The 16,209-nt window shown below is 47.5% G+C and carries 13 protein-coding genes and 1 pseudogene; 5 read left to right on the forward strand and 9 right to left on the reverse strand.

Going from position 1 to position 16,209, the window contains the following annotated elements:
• Window positions 1-2: 2 nt before the first annotated feature.
• The 3 genes from ACED36_RS02900 to ACED36_RS02910 all read right to left on the reverse strand — a co-directional run bounded on the left by ACED36_RS02900 (window position 3) and on the right by ACED36_RS02910 (window position 3,686).
• Window positions 3-2,159: a TonB-dependent receptor plug domain-containing protein gene (locus ACED36_RS02900; protein WP_371732754.1), complete on the reverse strand. Its 2,157-nt coding sequence runs from the start codon at window positions 2,157-2,159 to the stop codon at window positions 3-5.
• Window positions 2,160-2,522: 363 nt separating this feature from the next.
• Window positions 2,523-3,068 (reverse strand): NUDIX hydrolase, encoded by a 546-nt coding sequence (locus ACED36_RS02905; protein WP_017006330.1) that lies wholly within the window; start codon window positions 3,066-3,068, stop codon window positions 2,523-2,525.
• Between the two features lie 48 nt (window positions 3,069-3,116).
• A complete protein-coding gene (locus ACED36_RS02910) occupies window positions 3,117-3,686 on the reverse strand; it encodes a cysteine hydrolase family protein (RefSeq protein ID WP_371732755.1) in 570 nt (189 codons plus the stop codon).
• Window positions 3,687-3,882: 196 nt separating this feature from the next.
• Between ACED36_RS02910 and yeiP the strand changes: the two genes are divergently transcribed.
• Complete coding sequence (yeiP, locus tag ACED36_RS02915; protein WP_016962543.1) at window positions 3,883-4,449, forward strand: elongation factor P-like protein YeiP; 567 nt, start codon at window positions 3,883-3,885, stop codon at window positions 4,447-4,449.
• A gap of 119 nt (window positions 4,450-4,568) precedes the next feature.
• Here the strand turns inward: yeiP and ACED36_RS02920 are convergent, their stop codons facing one another.
• The 6 genes from ACED36_RS02920 to ACED36_RS02945 all read right to left on the reverse strand — a co-directional run bounded on the left by ACED36_RS02920 (window position 4,569) and on the right by ACED36_RS02945 (window position 11,742).
• Window positions 4,569-5,327 carry a DUF3726 domain-containing protein gene (locus tag ACED36_RS02920; RefSeq protein WP_016962544.1) on the reverse strand — a complete coding sequence of 253 codons (759 nt, stop codon included), beginning with the start codon at window positions 5,325-5,327 and terminating at the stop codon, window positions 4,569-4,571.
• The gene (locus tag ACED36_RS02925) at window positions 5,324-7,033 is read right to left on the reverse strand and encodes a hypothetical protein (protein ID WP_016962545.1); all 1,710 of its coding nucleotides are present in this window, start codon (window positions 7,031-7,033) and stop codon (window positions 5,324-5,326) included. The genes ACED36_RS02920 and ACED36_RS02925 overlap by 4 nt, the downstream gene beginning before the upstream one ends.
• Before the next feature lie 137 nt (window positions 7,034-7,170).
• Window positions 7,171-8,742, reverse strand: coding sequence for a BCCT family transporter (locus ACED36_RS02930; protein WP_016962546.1), 1,572 nt, complete (start codon window positions 8,740-8,742; stop codon window positions 7,171-7,173).
• Between the two features lie 88 nt (window positions 8,743-8,830).
• Window positions 8,831-9,820, reverse strand: coding sequence for a membrane dipeptidase (locus tag ACED36_RS02935; RefSeq protein WP_371732756.1), 990 nt, complete (start codon window positions 9,818-9,820; stop codon window positions 8,831-8,833).
• Between the two features lie 39 nt (window positions 9,821-9,859).
• Window positions 9,860-11,308 (reverse strand): aldehyde dehydrogenase family protein, encoded by a 1,449-nt coding sequence (locus ACED36_RS02940; RefSeq protein ID WP_371732757.1) that lies wholly within the window; start codon window positions 11,306-11,308, stop codon window positions 9,860-9,862.
• Window positions 11,309-11,337: 29 nt separating this feature from the next.
• Complete coding sequence (locus ACED36_RS02945; protein WP_017003730.1) at window positions 11,338-11,742, reverse strand: RidA family protein; 405 nt, start codon at window positions 11,740-11,742, stop codon at window positions 11,338-11,340.
• Window positions 11,743-11,885: 143 nt separating this feature from the next.
• Between ACED36_RS02945 and ACED36_RS02950 the strand changes: the two genes are divergently transcribed.
• The 4 genes and pseudogenes from ACED36_RS02950 to ACED36_RS02965 all read left to right on the forward strand — a co-directional run.
• Complete coding sequence (locus ACED36_RS02950; protein ID WP_017006250.1) at window positions 11,886-12,785, forward strand: LysR family transcriptional regulator; 900 nt, start codon at window positions 11,886-11,888, stop codon at window positions 12,783-12,785.
• A 128-nt stretch (window positions 12,786-12,913) separates the two neighbouring features.
• On the forward strand, window positions 12,914-13,342 hold the full coding sequence (trxC, locus tag ACED36_RS02955; protein ID WP_016962552.1) for a thioredoxin TrxC: 429 nt from the start codon (window positions 12,914-12,916) through the stop codon (window positions 13,340-13,342).
• Window positions 13,343-13,561: 219 nt separating this feature from the next.
• On the forward strand, window positions 13,562-15,442 hold the full coding sequence (locus tag ACED36_RS02960) for a methyl-accepting chemotaxis protein (protein ID WP_016962553.1): 1,881 nt from the start codon (window positions 13,562-13,564) through the stop codon (window positions 15,440-15,442).
• A gap of 558 nt (window positions 15,443-16,000) precedes the next feature.
• Window positions 16,001-16,209, forward strand: a pseudogene (locus ACED36_RS02965) (hypothetical protein); the annotation flags it as partial.

Consider the following 16,209-nt stretch of genomic DNA (forward strand, 5'->3'; position numbering starts at 1 on the left):
CTTTATTTCCATTGCCAATCGACTTCTAACCAATATTGTGTGCCGTTATTAAAACCCCGATAGCTTTCGGGAAACTCGTTCACTTGGTCGTTGAACAAGCTTTCTGCGCTCAAAGTAACAAGCGGCATATGTTCAGATGCTTGCCAGCCGATCACCATATCCCACGTTAATACTTCTGGCCACGCGTAGTACTCATCATCCTGAAGCACGTCATCAGGATTGCTGGCATGTACATAGTTAAGGACGTTAGTCACCCACCATTGCGACGTGATGTCCCACATGATCAGGGCATTGGCTAAATGCACAGGTTCATTTTCGTAAGAACGCATTGGGAGGTCCGTCGAAGAACAGATCGCGCCGTGACAATCCGCTTTGATTTCGCGATAACTGTAACTCGCATTCACTTGTACCGCTGAAGATGGCTGCCATTTCATGCTCAACTCACCACCGTAGGTCTGAGAACTTAGCGGTGCAATGTGTTGATATTGGAATACGTCAATGATCGTTCCAACGGTTCCAGGAGATGAATTCTCAGGAAGGAAAACGCGTTGTGAATTAATCAACTGCCAAGCAGTAATACCGTCCTCTTCGCTATAGAACAAATTAGCATCAAACTGGAAGCGATTTCCTTCCCAGAAACGGTAACCCAGTTCGTATGTATCAACATTCTGAACAGGAAGATCCTCGTTTCCATGATTCTCAATGATCTGAAGGTAATCAACTGGAATGCAGTTTGGCGGTGTGCCTTGATCGCAAAATGCCAAGTTACTTCCATAAGCGTTTTCGTGAAAATCCGTCGTGCGCCCTTGGCGCGCAGGCGTCACCACTGCCCTTCCCCAACCCGCCCATACTCGTTGATTATCACCAACGTCTTGCATGACACGTACCTGTGGCTGAGAGAAGGTCTCACTGACCATATTGAAGTACTGCCAACGGTTACCCAGCATCAGTGACGTCGTGGCTGTCAGCGGATAGGTGTAGTTGAAGTACGCCGCAGCGCTTTGATTCACGAAACCGGGTTCGTCTGCGACACGCACATACGGCGAGGTATAAATTTCATTTTTCTCATACGGGCGGAAATATTCGTCAATCAAACGATAGTCAAAACCCACCGTCAGTTGCCCGCCCCACACGTTGTTGTCGCTGTAGCGCGTTTCCGAGTCGATACGTGTGAAATAGGCGTTACGATCCGAGCTATCGCTATTGCTATAGGTCAGCCAGAATTGCTGCTCCCACTGTTTGGAATCACCTAATTCTTGCAAGAACTTAACGCCGGCAAAATACTCTTCCGCCAGCATTTCAGTTTCATAATTGACGTAATCTGGAGCATCGACACCGGGCGTCAAAAAGTGTGGTTGATAAGAACCCCAGTTGTAGTCTTCACGAGAACGAATGCCGCCAAGCTGAAACGACACCTCTCGGTCATTTTTCTGATAGTCACCACGTACACCAAAGCGCTCGGTTTGAACACGAAAGTGCTGTATCGGCTGGACGCGTCCTTCATCACTGGTCCATGGCATGTGTTCAACAAGCTCGGCGTACCCACTCATATAGAGATTATCGGTAACCTGACCACCATGATGAATTCGCGCTTCTTTGTAATGGTAATTACCTACCGAGGCGGAGACTTTATTTCGTGGCGCATCTTCAGCATCATAGGTAATGATGTTCACGACCGCATTCACGGCGTTGCCGCCCCAAATCGTACCAACAGGACCCATGACCACTTCAATACGTTCAATGCTGTCCAAACTAACGGGGATCAAGTCCCAGTCCACGCCAGAAAACATGCCGTTAAACACACTGCGCCCATCCACCATCACTAGCATGGTGTTACTCAGCGTTTCATTGGGTGAACGAGCAGCAATACCCCAGTCATAATTCGAGTATTTTGCAACATGCAAACCGGGTGCAAGAGTCAGTACGTCAGCCACAGAGCGCGCACCAGATCGTTGAATTTCTTTCGAGGAAATAACATGCACAGCAGCTGGAATATCCGCCAGGCTCAATGCCGTTCGCGTTGCTGATACCACTTTGGTTTCTGAAAGCGACTCAAGTGGCATATCCAAAAGGTCACTTAAATCGGTATCCGCAAAGGCTGGAGATGATATTTGCAAGCTTAAACATGCAGTAGTCACTGCAAGACTGACTTTAAGCATAATGTGGTTCCAGTATATAGACGCAGATGCCACGCCACCTGTAGCGTCCGGCTACAAGCGTCATATCCACGAATGAATGCATTGGCTGCAATTCGCTTAGCCATTACATTGGCAATTTGGATTACAGTGTATTTTTACGCATATTATACGTGGGACTTTTGAAATTCTGTACAGCAACAGTCTGAAAATATGTATTTTATTCACTAGTCTGTGAGTGAAAAGCAACCCGCGGCATTAAAATGACTTCAAGCGTAATAAAGCGTCAGTTTTACGGCGATATTTGCACAAAAAAAACACCGATGAACCGTACTTTCTGGTGAGTGGATATAACGCGAATTGAAGGCGCTTTTTTAAGGCGGGTTTTTACACCAAGCCTTTCAGTTTTGCTAAACCGTAAGCCGCAATGGTCACAGTGTCTTTAATCTCACCGTCTACAATCATGCGCTCAAAATCAGCAACCAGAAAAGCTTGTGATATAAGATCTTCTTCTTCGTCATCAAGTTGTTTTCCCACTTCACTGAGCTGGCTAGCAAGATACACATGGCAAGTCTGGTTAAGGAAGCCATAAGCCACAAACTGCGCACCGACATACACCATGCTTTGCGCCTGCATGCCTGTTTCCTCGCGAAGCTCTCCCTTTGCCAACTCAGCATGATCTGCATCTGGGTTTGATTCCCATGCCCCTTGGGGAATTTCCCAACAGCGCTGTTGCACCGTATAACGATATTGCTGCACCAAGTGAATCAGCCCGTTATCAATGGCGAGAATCGCTGCGCAATCCGGTTTATCAACCACACCATAAATGCCTTCAGCGCCACTGGGTCGAAGGATTTTATCTTCCCGCACTGTCATCCATTTGTTCTGGTATACGATCTTACTGTCGAGTTGCTTTATCACAGGCTTGTCCATTCGCTAAGGCGCATTTGCTTCGATGTTCAGCCCTCAAGATTATCAGGGTTATTCATTGAGTAAACTTGCTTGATGCAAGGTCGCGATCCGCTCAAGTAATTGAAGCGATGTTTGGTGCTCATCTTCTGAGTGTGCTGTGCAGGCATCTGCGACAATGTGAACGGAATAATCTCGGTCGTGGGCATCTCTGGCAGCACTTTCAATTGCCCATCCTGTGCTAACGCCACAGAGGAACACACTGTCGATTTGATTCGCACGTAAAATGGAATCCAACGACGTATTAAAGAAAGGATTCACGCGAGGTTTTACCACCACAAGATCAGAGTTCTGCACATCCAAATCATCATGGAATTGCGTTCCCCACGCGTCCAACTGGAGCGCCCCAATTTCGTTCGCTTTACCAAACATAGGAGAACGTTTAGGTTGGTCTTGATAGCTAGGGTGAAAACCCACTTTGATAAACACCAACAGATGATGATGTTCACGCGCCCATCGAATCGCGACGTTTGCATTTGCAATCACTTGCTTTTGCGAAACCTGAAGCGCGCAACTGGGGATTTTTCCCTGCGGATGAACAATGTCGTTAATAAAGTCGATAACGATAAGTGCGTTTAGCATAGCGCCCCATCCTTTACATAATTCACGAATTGATCAGTATAGACACGCCGTACGGAAAACCGAGTACCATTGAAACCAAGCAGGGAGAATTGCACTCAAACAGCACGTTTGAGAGCTGATAGTCACATTGATCCACTTGCGAAAATTTTGATTCGTGATATTTTCTTGCCAAATTTTCTAAATTGGAAATACGACCATGCCAAAGGCAAGTGACATCAAAAAGAACGCAGTTATCGAACATGGCGGCAAAGTGCTTGCGGTTAAAGACATTGCAAAGCTGACTCCTGCTGGCCGTGCAGGCACTAGCTTGTACAGAATGCGTATGTACGATGTAGCAACAGGTGCAAAAGTCGACGAAAGCTTCAAAGCTGACGACATGCTGAACTTTGCTGATTTCAGCCGCCACGCAGCGGATTTCTCGTACATCGATGGTGAAGAATATATCTTCATGGACAGCGAAGATTACACGCCGTACCACTTCAACAAAGAAACCATTGCTGATGAACTGTTGTTCATTAACGAAGACACCAAAGGCATTCAGATCCTGACTGTTAGCGGTAAGCCAGTAGCGATTGAACTGCCTTCTACCGTTGATATGGTGATCACCGAGACGTCTCCGTCTATCAAAGGTGCTTCAGCGAGCGCGCGTACTAAGCCTGCCACTGTGTCTACTGGTCTGACTGTTCAAGTGCCAGAATACATCGGCATTGGCGACAAAATCCGTATCAACACCACGGAACACAAATTCATGAGTCGTGCGTAGTTTCTAAACATTACACCGATTCATCGCGCCAAATAGAAAAGCCCTGATGACTGTCTAAAGGACATAATCATCAGGGCTTTTTCGTTTATTCGCCAACCTTTGCTAAATTGCGATGTTCACTATTCTCCAGCACCTTGCAGGGAACGTTCGCTGTTTTCCACGAGACTTCTTGCCACGTATTTTTTCAATGTATTCCAGTCATTTTCTTCAATATCAATGCCATGTTTCCATGCGCGTTGTTCAGCCACTGATTGCATTTCAGCACTGATGTCTGGCACGCTGTTTGCTCGAAAAATCTCGAAAGGATAGAGTTGAATATCCACCAGCAAATCGTTTTTCTGTAGCTGTTCTTGATGCATCTTGGTTGAGAACAGCGGTTGTGTTCGCAGTTGCCCTGGGTTATCAAAATAGATATTTGGGTAGCGAAAACCGGCATTGTGCACGTAATCAACATAGTTAGGTGCTTGATCATTCCGCCACTGTGCTCTCACAGAAAGTCCTTTCCCGGCGAGCTTTAATAACTCACCAAAACCAAACCAGCGGTTATGACAATCCCGAATATGAAGCTGCACTCGCTGCCCATGAATAAGCTGCTCTAACGCCACATCAATCAATGCAGGAAAATGGCAGAGTAAACTCGCCCCACCCAGATCGACCTTGATTTGATGATCATCAGCATCAAAAACAGGCACAGGGTAATCAGTGTCCTGCTCGATTGATTCCAATGCAGCGAGGAAAAAGGACATCCCTTGCAGCCCTGCCATTTCTAAATCGACAACCATGTTGGCAATCGTTTCAGCTTCGCCACATTGCCGCTTTAAGCTGTCATAGGCTTTGGTGCAAAGCGTGACCAGCTCATTGTGGGAGACTTGCATCATGGCTGATTCTCCCTATTGGCATCGGCTTCGGGCAACAGCGGAAATAGCCAGCTTTGCTCGATATCTTCAGTCGACAATTCTGCAAACAGAGGAGCACCTTGAAATAAGGTTACGCGCACCCAGCGGTCAGAACGAGGGTCAAACTTGGTCGCACCAAACATTGATAGCTTGCACCTCAACAGATGCATAGGGCGTACTTCGCGTGACAGTACGTTTATTTGAATATCCCCCATAGGTAAATTCCCCATGGTCCATACTCGACGCGCAATGGTCCTTAAGCTCGGATAATTCAGCAAAAATCGAGCAAGAGATGCTTGCTGATCACTCTCTTTTAACGCGAGATAAAGCCGATGCACTTGGCGAGCAACGTCTAGATTCAATTCATTGTCTTCACCCGGTTCCTCGCCTCGCACCGCCATGCGTGGCTCTTCTTTATCAACCGAACGATACCAGAACCAGTATTGGCTATCAGGTTGGGAGAAGTCGATATCCATCACCCACTGATAACGTGTTTCAATCAGTGACATCATCGCCCCAATTTGAACACCTGGCGTCAACGACAAAGTCTGGTCGCAATTCATGTCTTCAGCAAACACATTCACTTGCTCAGGGTGGACTTCAAGAAGACAGGTCAGCAATATTTCCTGTGTTTCGAGGCTGAGCGATTTTGCCAACGCGTAAATACTCTCCCATTGCATTTTGGGGTTCGTTTTCGCATTAATCGTCGCGATAATATCAACAAGCTCAATCACGCTTTGTGCATTTAATGCACGCTGATTATCATCGATAGTTTCTACTTGGCACAAATGCTTGCAGGCTTTTTCAAGTAGACGGCAAACATCCGCGACACGCATTTCATCGACCGGGAGCGCCAGCACTGTTGCTAACGCCACTTCACGCTGAGTGAGCCACTTATCAACCACTCTAGGATGCGTAATAAGATAGGGCGCCATTCCTAGACCGGTGGCATTGCCTATCCCGATATATCGCTGCAGGCCCGGCGATAAGGTGACAGCGCCTTGCCCTCCTCGCTTTTCAGCGATGAAGTGAACCCAATCCAAGCTGAACTGCCGCAACAAGTAAACGGCACACATTTGCGCACTGAACGAGAGGTGAAAATCGGCGTTATCTTGCAACGTTTCGAAATCCGCAATGCCAAATTTCCCGTTGCCATACACTGCCGTGGTTCTCAAAATGTAACCCACGCTCGCGATAACAGAAGAGTCAGGTTGCTCACCGTTTGCTAACGTATCAACGATATGTTCAAACACGCGAACACTCTTGTTTGCACGAGATAACACCAACACCTTGGGCGAGTTACGTCCTGCTTCTTGCAGAGGAACGTTCTGTCTCAACTGCTCAAGCCCTTCTTGACTGACACGCCCTTTGATTAATGCGAAAGTGACATCCCATTTTTCGGCTATTACTCGGTCAATGCGTTCGTCATCAGCGATCGCGTCAGAAAAAACCACCAGCTGATAAATATGCTCTGGCGTTGCTAACTCATAAATCGCTGTGCCAAACCCGTCTTCCTGAAGATCCCATCGCTGAAGTGACAGGCACCAACCTTCGTTGGCCATTTTACGGAGCAGCGAACGAACAAAACTGATACGCGTTTGATGCATGGCACCAAGCCGATGTGGGTTCATTACCATCGCAGGATCGCGCAGTATCATTGCTGCTTTCATGACAGATTTTGCAGTCATCACTTCTTACCTATTCTCAACATCTTGGTACAGCCAACTGGCTAACAAAGCCAACACTCAGCCCTACCACTATTATTGGGAACAACCTAGGTTCAGGTTGTCCCGATATTGCATCTGTTCAGATATGGCGTATCGCGTTAATCCAATCCCTGCGCTTTTGCCATTTGCAGTGCGATTTTGGGTGCATTCCATAACGCTGGGAGAAGAATCAAGGAAACAGGCACTGCGGTAATAACGATGAAGGATTGCAACGCGGATACACCGCCAGATCCCAATGAAATCAATATAATGGCTGTTGCCCCCATCATGATCCCCCAAAAGATGCGGATCAGCGCGTTAGGTTCAAGATCCCCACTGATCACCACACTAATGGTGTACGTCATGGAGTCACCCGTGGTCACGATAAAGATCGTCGTGAGAATTAAGAACAAGATTGAAATCAGGGTCGGAAATGGCAATTGCTGTGTAATTGCCAGTAAGGATGCTGGGAGGTTGAAGCCTTCAAACGCTTTACTCACCGAGCCAGGTTCTGCCATTTCAAATGCTAGCCCTGAACCACCCACAATGGTGAACCAGAAACAGGTGATGAGCGGCGCAATAATACTGATGGTGACAATTAACTGACGTATGGTTCTGCCTCTAGAAATACGGGCAATGAAGATCGCCATCATTGGCCCATAACCTAAGAACCAGCCCCAGAAGAACACTGTCCACCAGCTTAACCAACCCATGTCTCCACGGAATGTGGCCATTGGGATGAATTTGTCTATCATGGTGCCGACACCCTGAACGTAACCATTGATGATGAAGTCTGTCGGGCCAACCAACAGAATGTAAGCCATCAGCGCAACAGCAAGAATGACGTTGTATCGACTCAAGATCTGTATGCCTCGGTTTACACCACTCAGTGCAGAGATGGTATAAATAGCGATGGCAAACAAAATGATAATAAATTGGGTGGTGAAGCCATCAGGCAGAGCAAATAATGCATTCAAGGCATAACTGATTTGCAGGCCAAGAAAACCGATTGGTCCAATCGTACCGGCAGCGACTGCCACAATGCAGCATGCGTCAATCAAGGCGCCAAGCCAACCTGTCATGGCGCGATCACCAAAGACTGGATACAGCAAAGTGCGCGGTTTCAATGGTAAACCTTTGTCATAATGCAAATGCATCAGCACGATGGTGGTCAGGGTGCCAAGAATGGCCCAAGCAAGAAATCCCCAGTGCATAAACGATTGTGCAAGTGCATTAAACGCTTGGCGCTGAATATTGCCTTCTGGCACACCATAAAGCGGTGGTGGATTAACAAAGTGCGCAATCGGTTCGGCCGCCGCCCAGAAAACGCCGCCCCCTGCGAGCAGGGTACAAAGGATAATCGCCAGCCACTTAAAACCGTCCATCTCAGGTTTGTCCATCGCCCCAAGACGTACCTTGCCCGTAGACGGATTAAACGCCAACGCGAGACCAATTAAAAAGGTGGCGAGTAGTAGCAGCTGCCAGTAAGGGCCAAAAATCTTCACGCTCCAGCTGAACCCGCTATTCACCATGCTTGAGAGCAGTTCATTATCGATGAGTGCGGTCACCACAAAAGCGGTGAGAAAACCGCCACTCAACCAGAGTACAGGGTTGTCTAACCCCAACTTTTCCCAGATATTTTGCGCCTTTGGTATCGCTGTTGTCTTCTCGTTATTGAGTAAATCAGACATCATCTATCTCCACGTTATTGCGGACTCTGCGCCTTGTCAGCGCCAATTCCTATTTCCTTGTGAGCGGGTCTAACCCGCACTGCGATTGTCAGAGTGCTGGTCGTAACCCAGCATCCAAAAAGTTGAGCCAATTACCACCCATGACCGCGGTGGTTTCTGCCTCGTTGAAGCCAATATCGCGTAATCCCTTATAAATATTTTTCATACCGCTGCTGTCGGGGAACCATGGCAATGCCGCAGGCCACCCCGCATTCGATGCCGAGCCTTCTCCATAATCGAGGCTTTTCGACCAGCGTCCGTTTCGCATCCAGTCCAGAACACTTTGAGGTTGGTTTAAACACAGATCACTGCCAATGGCTAAGTGCTCCACACCGACTTCATCAGCGGTCTCTGCAATCATCTGGCAGAAAGTTTCGAGGCTGCATTTGCTTCCATCCGGCAAATGGAAAGGATAGAGACTGAAACCGAGTAAGCCGCCGCGCGCCGTCAACGCGCGGATCACTTCTGGTGATTTATTTCTCAGCGCAGAATGCACGTTGGATGGGTTGGCGTGGCTGATACAAATGGGCCTCTCCGACAGTTCAATCGTTTCCAGCGTGGAACGTTCGGCACTGTGCGACATGTCGATCACCATGCCGACACGGTTCATCTCTTCAATGACCTGTTTGCCGAAACGCGTAATACCCGCATCTTCTTGTTCGTAACAACCCGCCGCCAGCAGGCTCTGATTGTTGTAGGTCAGCTGCATGATAAGCAGCCCCTGCTTGCGCATGACCTCTACCAACCCAATTTCGTCATCAATCGGCGAGCAGTTCTGCGCACCAAAGAAGATACCCACTTTGCCGCATTGCTTTGCCGAGCGGATATCCTCCATAGACATCACTGGCATGATCAGATCGGCATTACGTTCAAACAGCAAATTCCATTCCGCAAATCGCGTAAGCGTTTCACGGGCGTTTTCGTGGTAAACCAAGGTCGCGTGTACCGCTGTCACCCCGCTTTTTTGCAGGCTTTCAAAGTAGGCGCGATCCCAATGGCAATACTGCAACCCATCAACAATGATTTCGTTCTGATACATAGCGACTCCTTGCTCGACACGCGTAATGGCAGTCAGTCATTAATACGGGCGCTGATAAGCGGTTTTAACAACCGTGTAAAAATCACGCGCGTACTGTCCTTGTTCTCTCGGCCCAAAGCTGGATTCTTTTCTGCCTCCAAACGGGACGTGATAATCCGTGCCAGCGGTCGGTAAGTTCACCATCACACAGCCTGTTTGAGCTTGCTGCTTAAACATGGCGCTACTACGAAGACTGGTGGTCACAATGCCTGCGGTAAGGCCAAAACGTGTGTCATTAGCCTGAGCAATCGCCTCTTCCAATGACCCCACTCGCTGCACACACGCCATCGGTGCAAACAATTCCTCTTGGTTAACATCCCAGCTATTTTCAGTGTTGATGAACAAGGTCGGTGCCATGTAGTAGCCATCATGTTCAAGCGAAATTCGCTCCCCGCCCGCCACTAATTCACCGCCCAATTCTTTGGCACGTGTAACCCAGCGTAAATTTGATTCAAGTTGTTTTTCATCAACGACGGGTCCCATGAATACACCTTCTTCTAATGCATGCCCGACTTTCAGTTGGGCAATACGTTGAGTAAGTGCATCCACATAAGCATCATGAATACCGTCCATCACGATGAGACGTGATGAGGCAGTACATTTTTGTCCAGCGCCGGAAAATGAACCTGCAATGGTGGCATCAACCGCCACCTGTAAATCAGCATCATCGGCTATCACGAGTGCGTTTTTGCTACCCATTTCTAACTGACAACGCACGAAATTTGGCGCTGTTGCTGCTGCGACTTTTCGCCCAACATCAACTGAGCCCGTAAAACTGACCGCATCAATGTTGGGGCTATGGATCAAGCTATCCCCAACATTTGAGCCTGAGCCCAATACCAAATTGAACGCCCCAGCAGGCAGGCCAGAACGGTGAATAATGTCAGCCAATGCCACTGCACTGGCTGGCGTTAAATTGGCAGGTTTCCAAATCACACTGTTACCAAACGCCAACGCGGGCGCGATCTTCCAGGACGCAGTCGCTGTCGGGAAATTCCAAGGGGAAATAATGGCGACCACGCCAACGGCTTCACGGGTGACTTCCACTTGAACGCCGGGGCGAACGGACTCCGCTGTCTCACCCATTTGGCGAAGCACCTCCGCCGCGTAGTATTGGAAAAACTGCCCTGCGCGATACACTTCACCACGACCTTCCGCAAAGGGTTTACCTTCTTCAAGAGACAGCAAACGTCCTAGCTCATCACAACGCGCAATCAACTCATCCCCAATGGTCTGCAACACTTTTTGTTTTTGCTCTAACGGTGTTTTTTCCCATTTCGGCTGCGCTTCTCGAGCACAAGCGATGGCTTGTTGAACTTGTGTTTTGCTCGCCTGTGCATAATTACCCAGTGACTCTTGGATATTGGAGGGGTTGATATTTGCAACGGTGCCGCTGCCTTGGTGCCATTCGCCGCCAATATATAGGGCGCTTTCGCTGTGTTGTGTCATCTGTTATTCCTTTAATCCAAATCCAGTGTCTATTTCATTACAGCGGCATACACCACCAACTCAACCAACATGCCTTCGCGTGCCAAACCTGCAACGACCATCGCAGCCCTGTTCGGGAATGGAGCGGTAAAATATTCTGCATATATTCTGTTAACGGTAGGCAGATCATTTCTGTCTGTCACGTAAATCAATACTTGCAACACGGCGTCACTGCCTACGCCTGCCGCCTCAAGCGTGTGCATCAAATTACTCAGTGTCTGCCGCGTTTGCCCTTCAATACCGCCTTCAACCAAATCACCATCCGCATCAATGGGAATTTGAGCTGTGTAGAGCGTACCGTTATGGGTTACTGCCCATTCAAGTGGTGCTTTAGAAGCAAAAAGCGGGGTTTTCACTGCCGTGATCCCATGCCTATTTGAAGGTAATCCTGACATGCGTGTCCTTATCAATTTGTGCACTTGTTAACGATTAGTTAAATCTTGCATCACAATAATTGATAAATCGAACGGTTAATTTTTGACAATTGTTCAGTTTTACTTATCACTAGGGGCAGATAACGCAGGGAAGGGATCGCAGCGTGGATATTAAACTTCAGCAACTCAAACATTTTTCTTTAGTTGCAGAGCAACGCGGGTTTCGTGCGGCAGCTTCTAAGGCAAATCGCTCTCAAGCGGCGTTATCTACCTCAGTGAAGGAGTTAGAACGCATACTCGGTCAGACATTATTTGACGCAGGCCACAAAGCCAAGCTCACACCGTTTGGCGAGTTCTGCCTACCCAAAATCAATGACTTTCTTGCACGTTATGACGACCTAAATTCTGATTTACGCTCAGCCGCCGCCGGCCAGTTAGGGCAAGTGCGCATTGCCAGCGTCCCCTCAGTCGCTGCCAAGTTAATTCCCGGCATTCTCGCCCATTACACCGAAAGCCACCCAACGGTGGAAGTGGCGTTGATAGATGACAATGCAGCAGGCGTAGAAGCACGTTTATTGGCGGGAGATGTGGACCTCGCGTTGGGTAACTGCCTGCACATTCAAGACGAACGTATTGAATTCACCTTGTTGATGACAGATCCCTTAGGCGTTGTCTGTCTAAAGGATCATCCCCTCGCTACACTCAACGTCCCTATCGATTGGCAGGCATTACAGCCCTATCCTTTTGTGAAAAATGGCACCTGTTCTTTGTTGGAGCCAACACCAGCCAATATACTCGCCGCCAATGCACTCTACAGCGTGGAAAACATCACATCGCTTTTCTCGGTCTTGGAGCTGGGTGTTGGCATCACCACACTGCCTAAACTGGCTTTTCCTGAAAATGCGGAGCACCTTTGCTGGCTGCCTCTTTCTTCCCCTTACGTTGAAAGACAAATCGGCATATTCCGTTTGCGCGACCGATACATTTCGCCTCAGGCGTATGACTTCTTCGAACTTTGCATTTCGTCTTTAAGCACCACTGCACCCTCCCCAAGTAACCGGTGAGAGAACTAACATGATTTCTTCGGTTTAATAGGTACTTACTATCGATACCATTGATAAAACCCAATGGTATTTTTAGAAGCATCGGTTTAGGCTACGAACCATAAACAGAACAAAGGAAAGGTTTAATCATGAGTACATTAACGGTGCGTTGCCCACACTGCCAAAAAATGAACCGTATTCCCGCCGATCGCGTTAAGGACAACCCAAGCTGTGGTTCATGTAAGTCGTCGCTGATCAACGGTAAACCTATTGAAGGAACGGAAGCCAACATGGATGCCCTTATCGCATCAGGTAAGCCTGTCGTCATTGACTTTTGGGCGCCGTGGTGTGGACCTTGCCAAAGCTTTGGCCCGATATTCGAAGCCACTGCAGCACACAAAGGCGATGATGTGATTTTCGTGAAAGTGAATACGGAACAAGAGCAAGCCCTTGGCGCGAAATACCGGATTCGAAGCATTCCGACCATTATGGTGTTTAAAGACGGGAAAATGGCGAACCAAATCAACGGTGCATTACCGCAATCTGAGTTCAATGCATGGTTAGATCAAAGCATCTAACTTACTCTCGATAAATCAAAGCACTTTCTAAAGTAAAACGCCCTCTAGTGAAGGCGTTTTACTTATGGTTACATCGCTCAACCGAGCGACTTTCTTATCTCTCTGAAACGCCCCTCCCTCGCCGTCTCAATAAAAACCTCAATGTTTCTTTTCTGACTACACTTCTTATTGATAAACCAATAATTAATTATTGAATCATACGAAGTGTTAGAGGTAAAAATGAAGGTTTCCCATAAAGTTGCGCTGCTGGCGTCCTGTATTGTTGTTCTCAGTTTCTCTATTTTCTCTTGGTTTCAATACAACACGGTGAAAAATGCGCTTTATGAAAACAAGGCCCAAACGACACTCGAGACCACGTCAGCACTGGGGAACCAAGTGACCAACTGGCTAAATAGTAAGCTTGCGTTGATCGATATGATGGCTCAAACCATTGATGCCGACTTTACTGCTGAAACCATTCAAAAAACCTTTGATACTCCCCTTTTAAAAGACGAGTTCATTCTCATCTTTGGCGGCTTAGCGACCGATGGTAAATCCATCACCAATGACATGACATGGACACCAGAAAACTGGGATGCGAGAAAACGCCCTTGGTATCCGCTCGCCAAACAACATGACCGCGCAATTCTTACCGAACCTTACGCGGATGCAGGCACCAACGAAATTCTCATCTCTGCCGTGGCAAATTTCTACGACAAAGGCGAATTCAAAGGCGCGTTTGGTGGCGATTTGAGCCTCAGTTCCGTTTCTGAGGCGGTGAATACCTTAAACTTTGACCAGACTGGATACGCTTTCCTGCTCAGCGCAGATGGCAATATTATCAGCCACCCCAACACGACCTTGAATGGCAAATCTATCACCGAGTTATTTGGCGATAACGTACCGTCGTTTTCTCAAACGATGACCGAGTCCACCATCGGCGATCAACGTGTCTTTACGGTTTTTTATGAGCTTTCTAACCTGTATGGCAACAAATGGTTGATTGGCGTTGTGCTCGACAAAAATCAGGTCATGGCTGAAGCGACACAATTTGGCTGGACCGCATTGATTGCTACGATCTTCAGCGCCTTATTTTGTTCCATTGCCTTGTATTTCGGAGTGTCACGTCAACTGAAGCCGCTAGAAGGCCTCCGTCACTCACTAAGAGAAATCAATGGCGGTGAAGGTGACTTAACCAAACGCATTGTTGTTTCTGGCAATGACGAGTTTGGCAAATTGTCGATTGAGTTTAATGCGTTCCTCGAATATTTACAGAGCCTTATCGGGCAAGTAAAAAGCATTTCACTAGAGGTCAGAAAAAACACCGACTTCACTGCAGAATCAGCCTCAGCCTCATCGCAACGAATTCAAAAGCAACTTCATGAACTAGAATCACTGACTAATGCAATGGGGGAGATGTCATCTATTGCCCAAAACGTGTCTAACAACGCTCAAAGAGCATCAGGTGCCGCGCAAGAAGCGGATGATGCCGCATGTAAAGGGGTGGAAGTGGTTTCAAATACCGCCAAATCTATTTCATCATTAACCGTAGAAATGGAATCGGCGGTCGGAAAAATTAATGAGCTCTCAGGCTATAGCGACAACATTGCATCAATTCTGACGGTCATTACTGGTATTGCTGAGCAAACCAACTTACTCGCTCTCAACGCTGCGATTGAGGCAGCGCGAGCAGGTGAAATGGGACGCGGTTTTGCTGTCGTTGCTGACGAAGTTCGCGCGTTGGCTTCTCGAACACAACAATCAACAGAAGAAATCAAAAAGATGATCAGCCAACTTCAAATTGGTGTCGGCAGTGCTGAAGAGATCATTCTCAAAGGACGTGATACAGCCAAAAACACACAAGAAATTGCAGGCCAAGCTGACGCTGTGCTCGCTGAAATCCGAAACAGCATTAATGAGATAAATACGCTCACTACCGATATTGCTAACGGTGCCGAAAGCCAAAACACAACATCAATGGAAGTTAACCAAAGCACCAACAACATGCGAGCAATGAGCCAAGCTGCATCCGAAAAAGCCACAGAGCAAGAACAACGTTGCGCAGGCATGGTTACGCTCACTAGCAAACAAGACATTGAGCTAAATAAATTTAAAGTGTAACCATAAAGCATTGGCAATATCACCGAGCGAACTCCAGTTGCTGCGTTCAGAGCCGGTTATCACGTTCAACTTGGGAAAAAAAAGGCAAAACAACGTTGAAAAACGTTTCGAGGTTTTTCGACAACAAGGTAGACGGATGAGGCCCTCCCAAGGGCCTGATTTTTTTGTTCTCATGCTGGGTGACTGACTTCAATGTAGAACGACTATATTTTCAAATCCACGACGTACCGCCTCAGCCTGAATGCCGACCAATTTTCGCTGAGCAATCATATTGAGGTTAATTGGGTATATAGACGAAAAGAATAAGACATAGGAAAGCGCTTTCCTATTAGTATATTCTAAATAATTAATATGAAATTAGTCCCATAATAGAGACACCCCACCTGCACCACCTTCGTGCATACTCGTCGAAATCGAGATACTCATCTACCTGTTTACCTTCTGATTTACATAACAAAGCCTTCCTTTCATTGTGGAAATGTCTGTTAGACATTCACTCAAAGGCCATAAACAGCACCCATCAAAATAATAAAATACGTAAAACAAAAAGGACTATTCATGAAAGCACGGCTAGCACTCTCTTCCCTTGCATTATCACTGGCAGCCATGGCTGCCAACACCGCACAAGCACAATGTTTCGGCAATGTTTATTCTATCAATGGTGGGCGGGGCGACGTTGGCTTCCTACTCGACCTCAAAGAAGACAATAAATTGCTGGGCTATTCGAACCCAGGAGACCGCGCACTAATATCATCTAGGGCGGCCTT

Source organism: Enterovibrio sp. FF113 (assembly GCF_041439165.1).
GTDB lineage: Bacteria > Pseudomonadota > Gammaproteobacteria > Enterobacterales > Vibrionaceae > Enterovibrio > Enterovibrio norvegicus_A.

Bases quoted from the DNA above. Each gene is read 5' to 3' on its own strand.
- ACED36_RS02900 (WP_371732754.1), bottom strand. From the start codon at position 2,159: ATGCTTAAAGTCAGTCTTGCAGTGACTACTGCATGTTTAAGCTTGCAA.
- ACED36_RS02905 (WP_017006330.1), bottom strand. From the start codon at position 3,068: ATGGACAAGCCTGTGATAAAGCAACTCGACAGTAAGATCGTATACCAG.
- ACED36_RS02910 (WP_371732755.1), bottom strand. From the start codon at position 3,686: ATGCTAAACGCACTTATCGTTATCGACTTTATTAACGACATTGTTCAT.
- yeiP (WP_016962543.1), top strand. From the start codon at position 3,883: ATGCCAAAGGCAAGTGACATCAAAAAGAACGCAGTTATCGAACATGGC.
- ACED36_RS02920 (WP_016962544.1), bottom strand. From the start codon at position 5,327: ATGATGCAAGTCTCCCACAATGAGCTGGTCACGCTTTGCACCAAAGCC.
- ACED36_RS02925 (WP_016962545.1), bottom strand. From the start codon at position 7,033: ATGACTGCAAAATCTGTCATGAAAGCAGCAATGATACTGCGCGATCCT.
- ACED36_RS02930 (WP_016962546.1), bottom strand. From the start codon at position 8,742: ATGTCTGATTTACTCAATAACGAGAAGACAACAGCGATACCAAAGGCG.
- ACED36_RS02935 (WP_371732756.1), bottom strand. From the start codon at position 9,820: ATGTATCAGAACGAAATCATTGTTGATGGGTTGCAGTATTGCCATTGG.
- ACED36_RS02940 (WP_371732757.1), bottom strand. From the start codon at position 11,308: ATGACACAACACAGCGAAAGCGCCCTATATATTGGCGGCGAATGGCAC.
- ACED36_RS02945 (WP_017003730.1), bottom strand. From the start codon at position 11,742: ATGTCAGGATTACCTTCAAATAGGCATGGGATCACGGCAGTGAAAACC.
- trxC (WP_016962552.1), top strand. From the start codon at position 12,914: ATGAGTACATTAACGGTGCGTTGCCCACACTGCCAAAAAATGAACCGT.
- ACED36_RS02960 (WP_016962553.1), top strand. From the start codon at position 13,562: ATGAAGGTTTCCCATAAAGTTGCGCTGCTGGCGTCCTGTATTGTTGTT.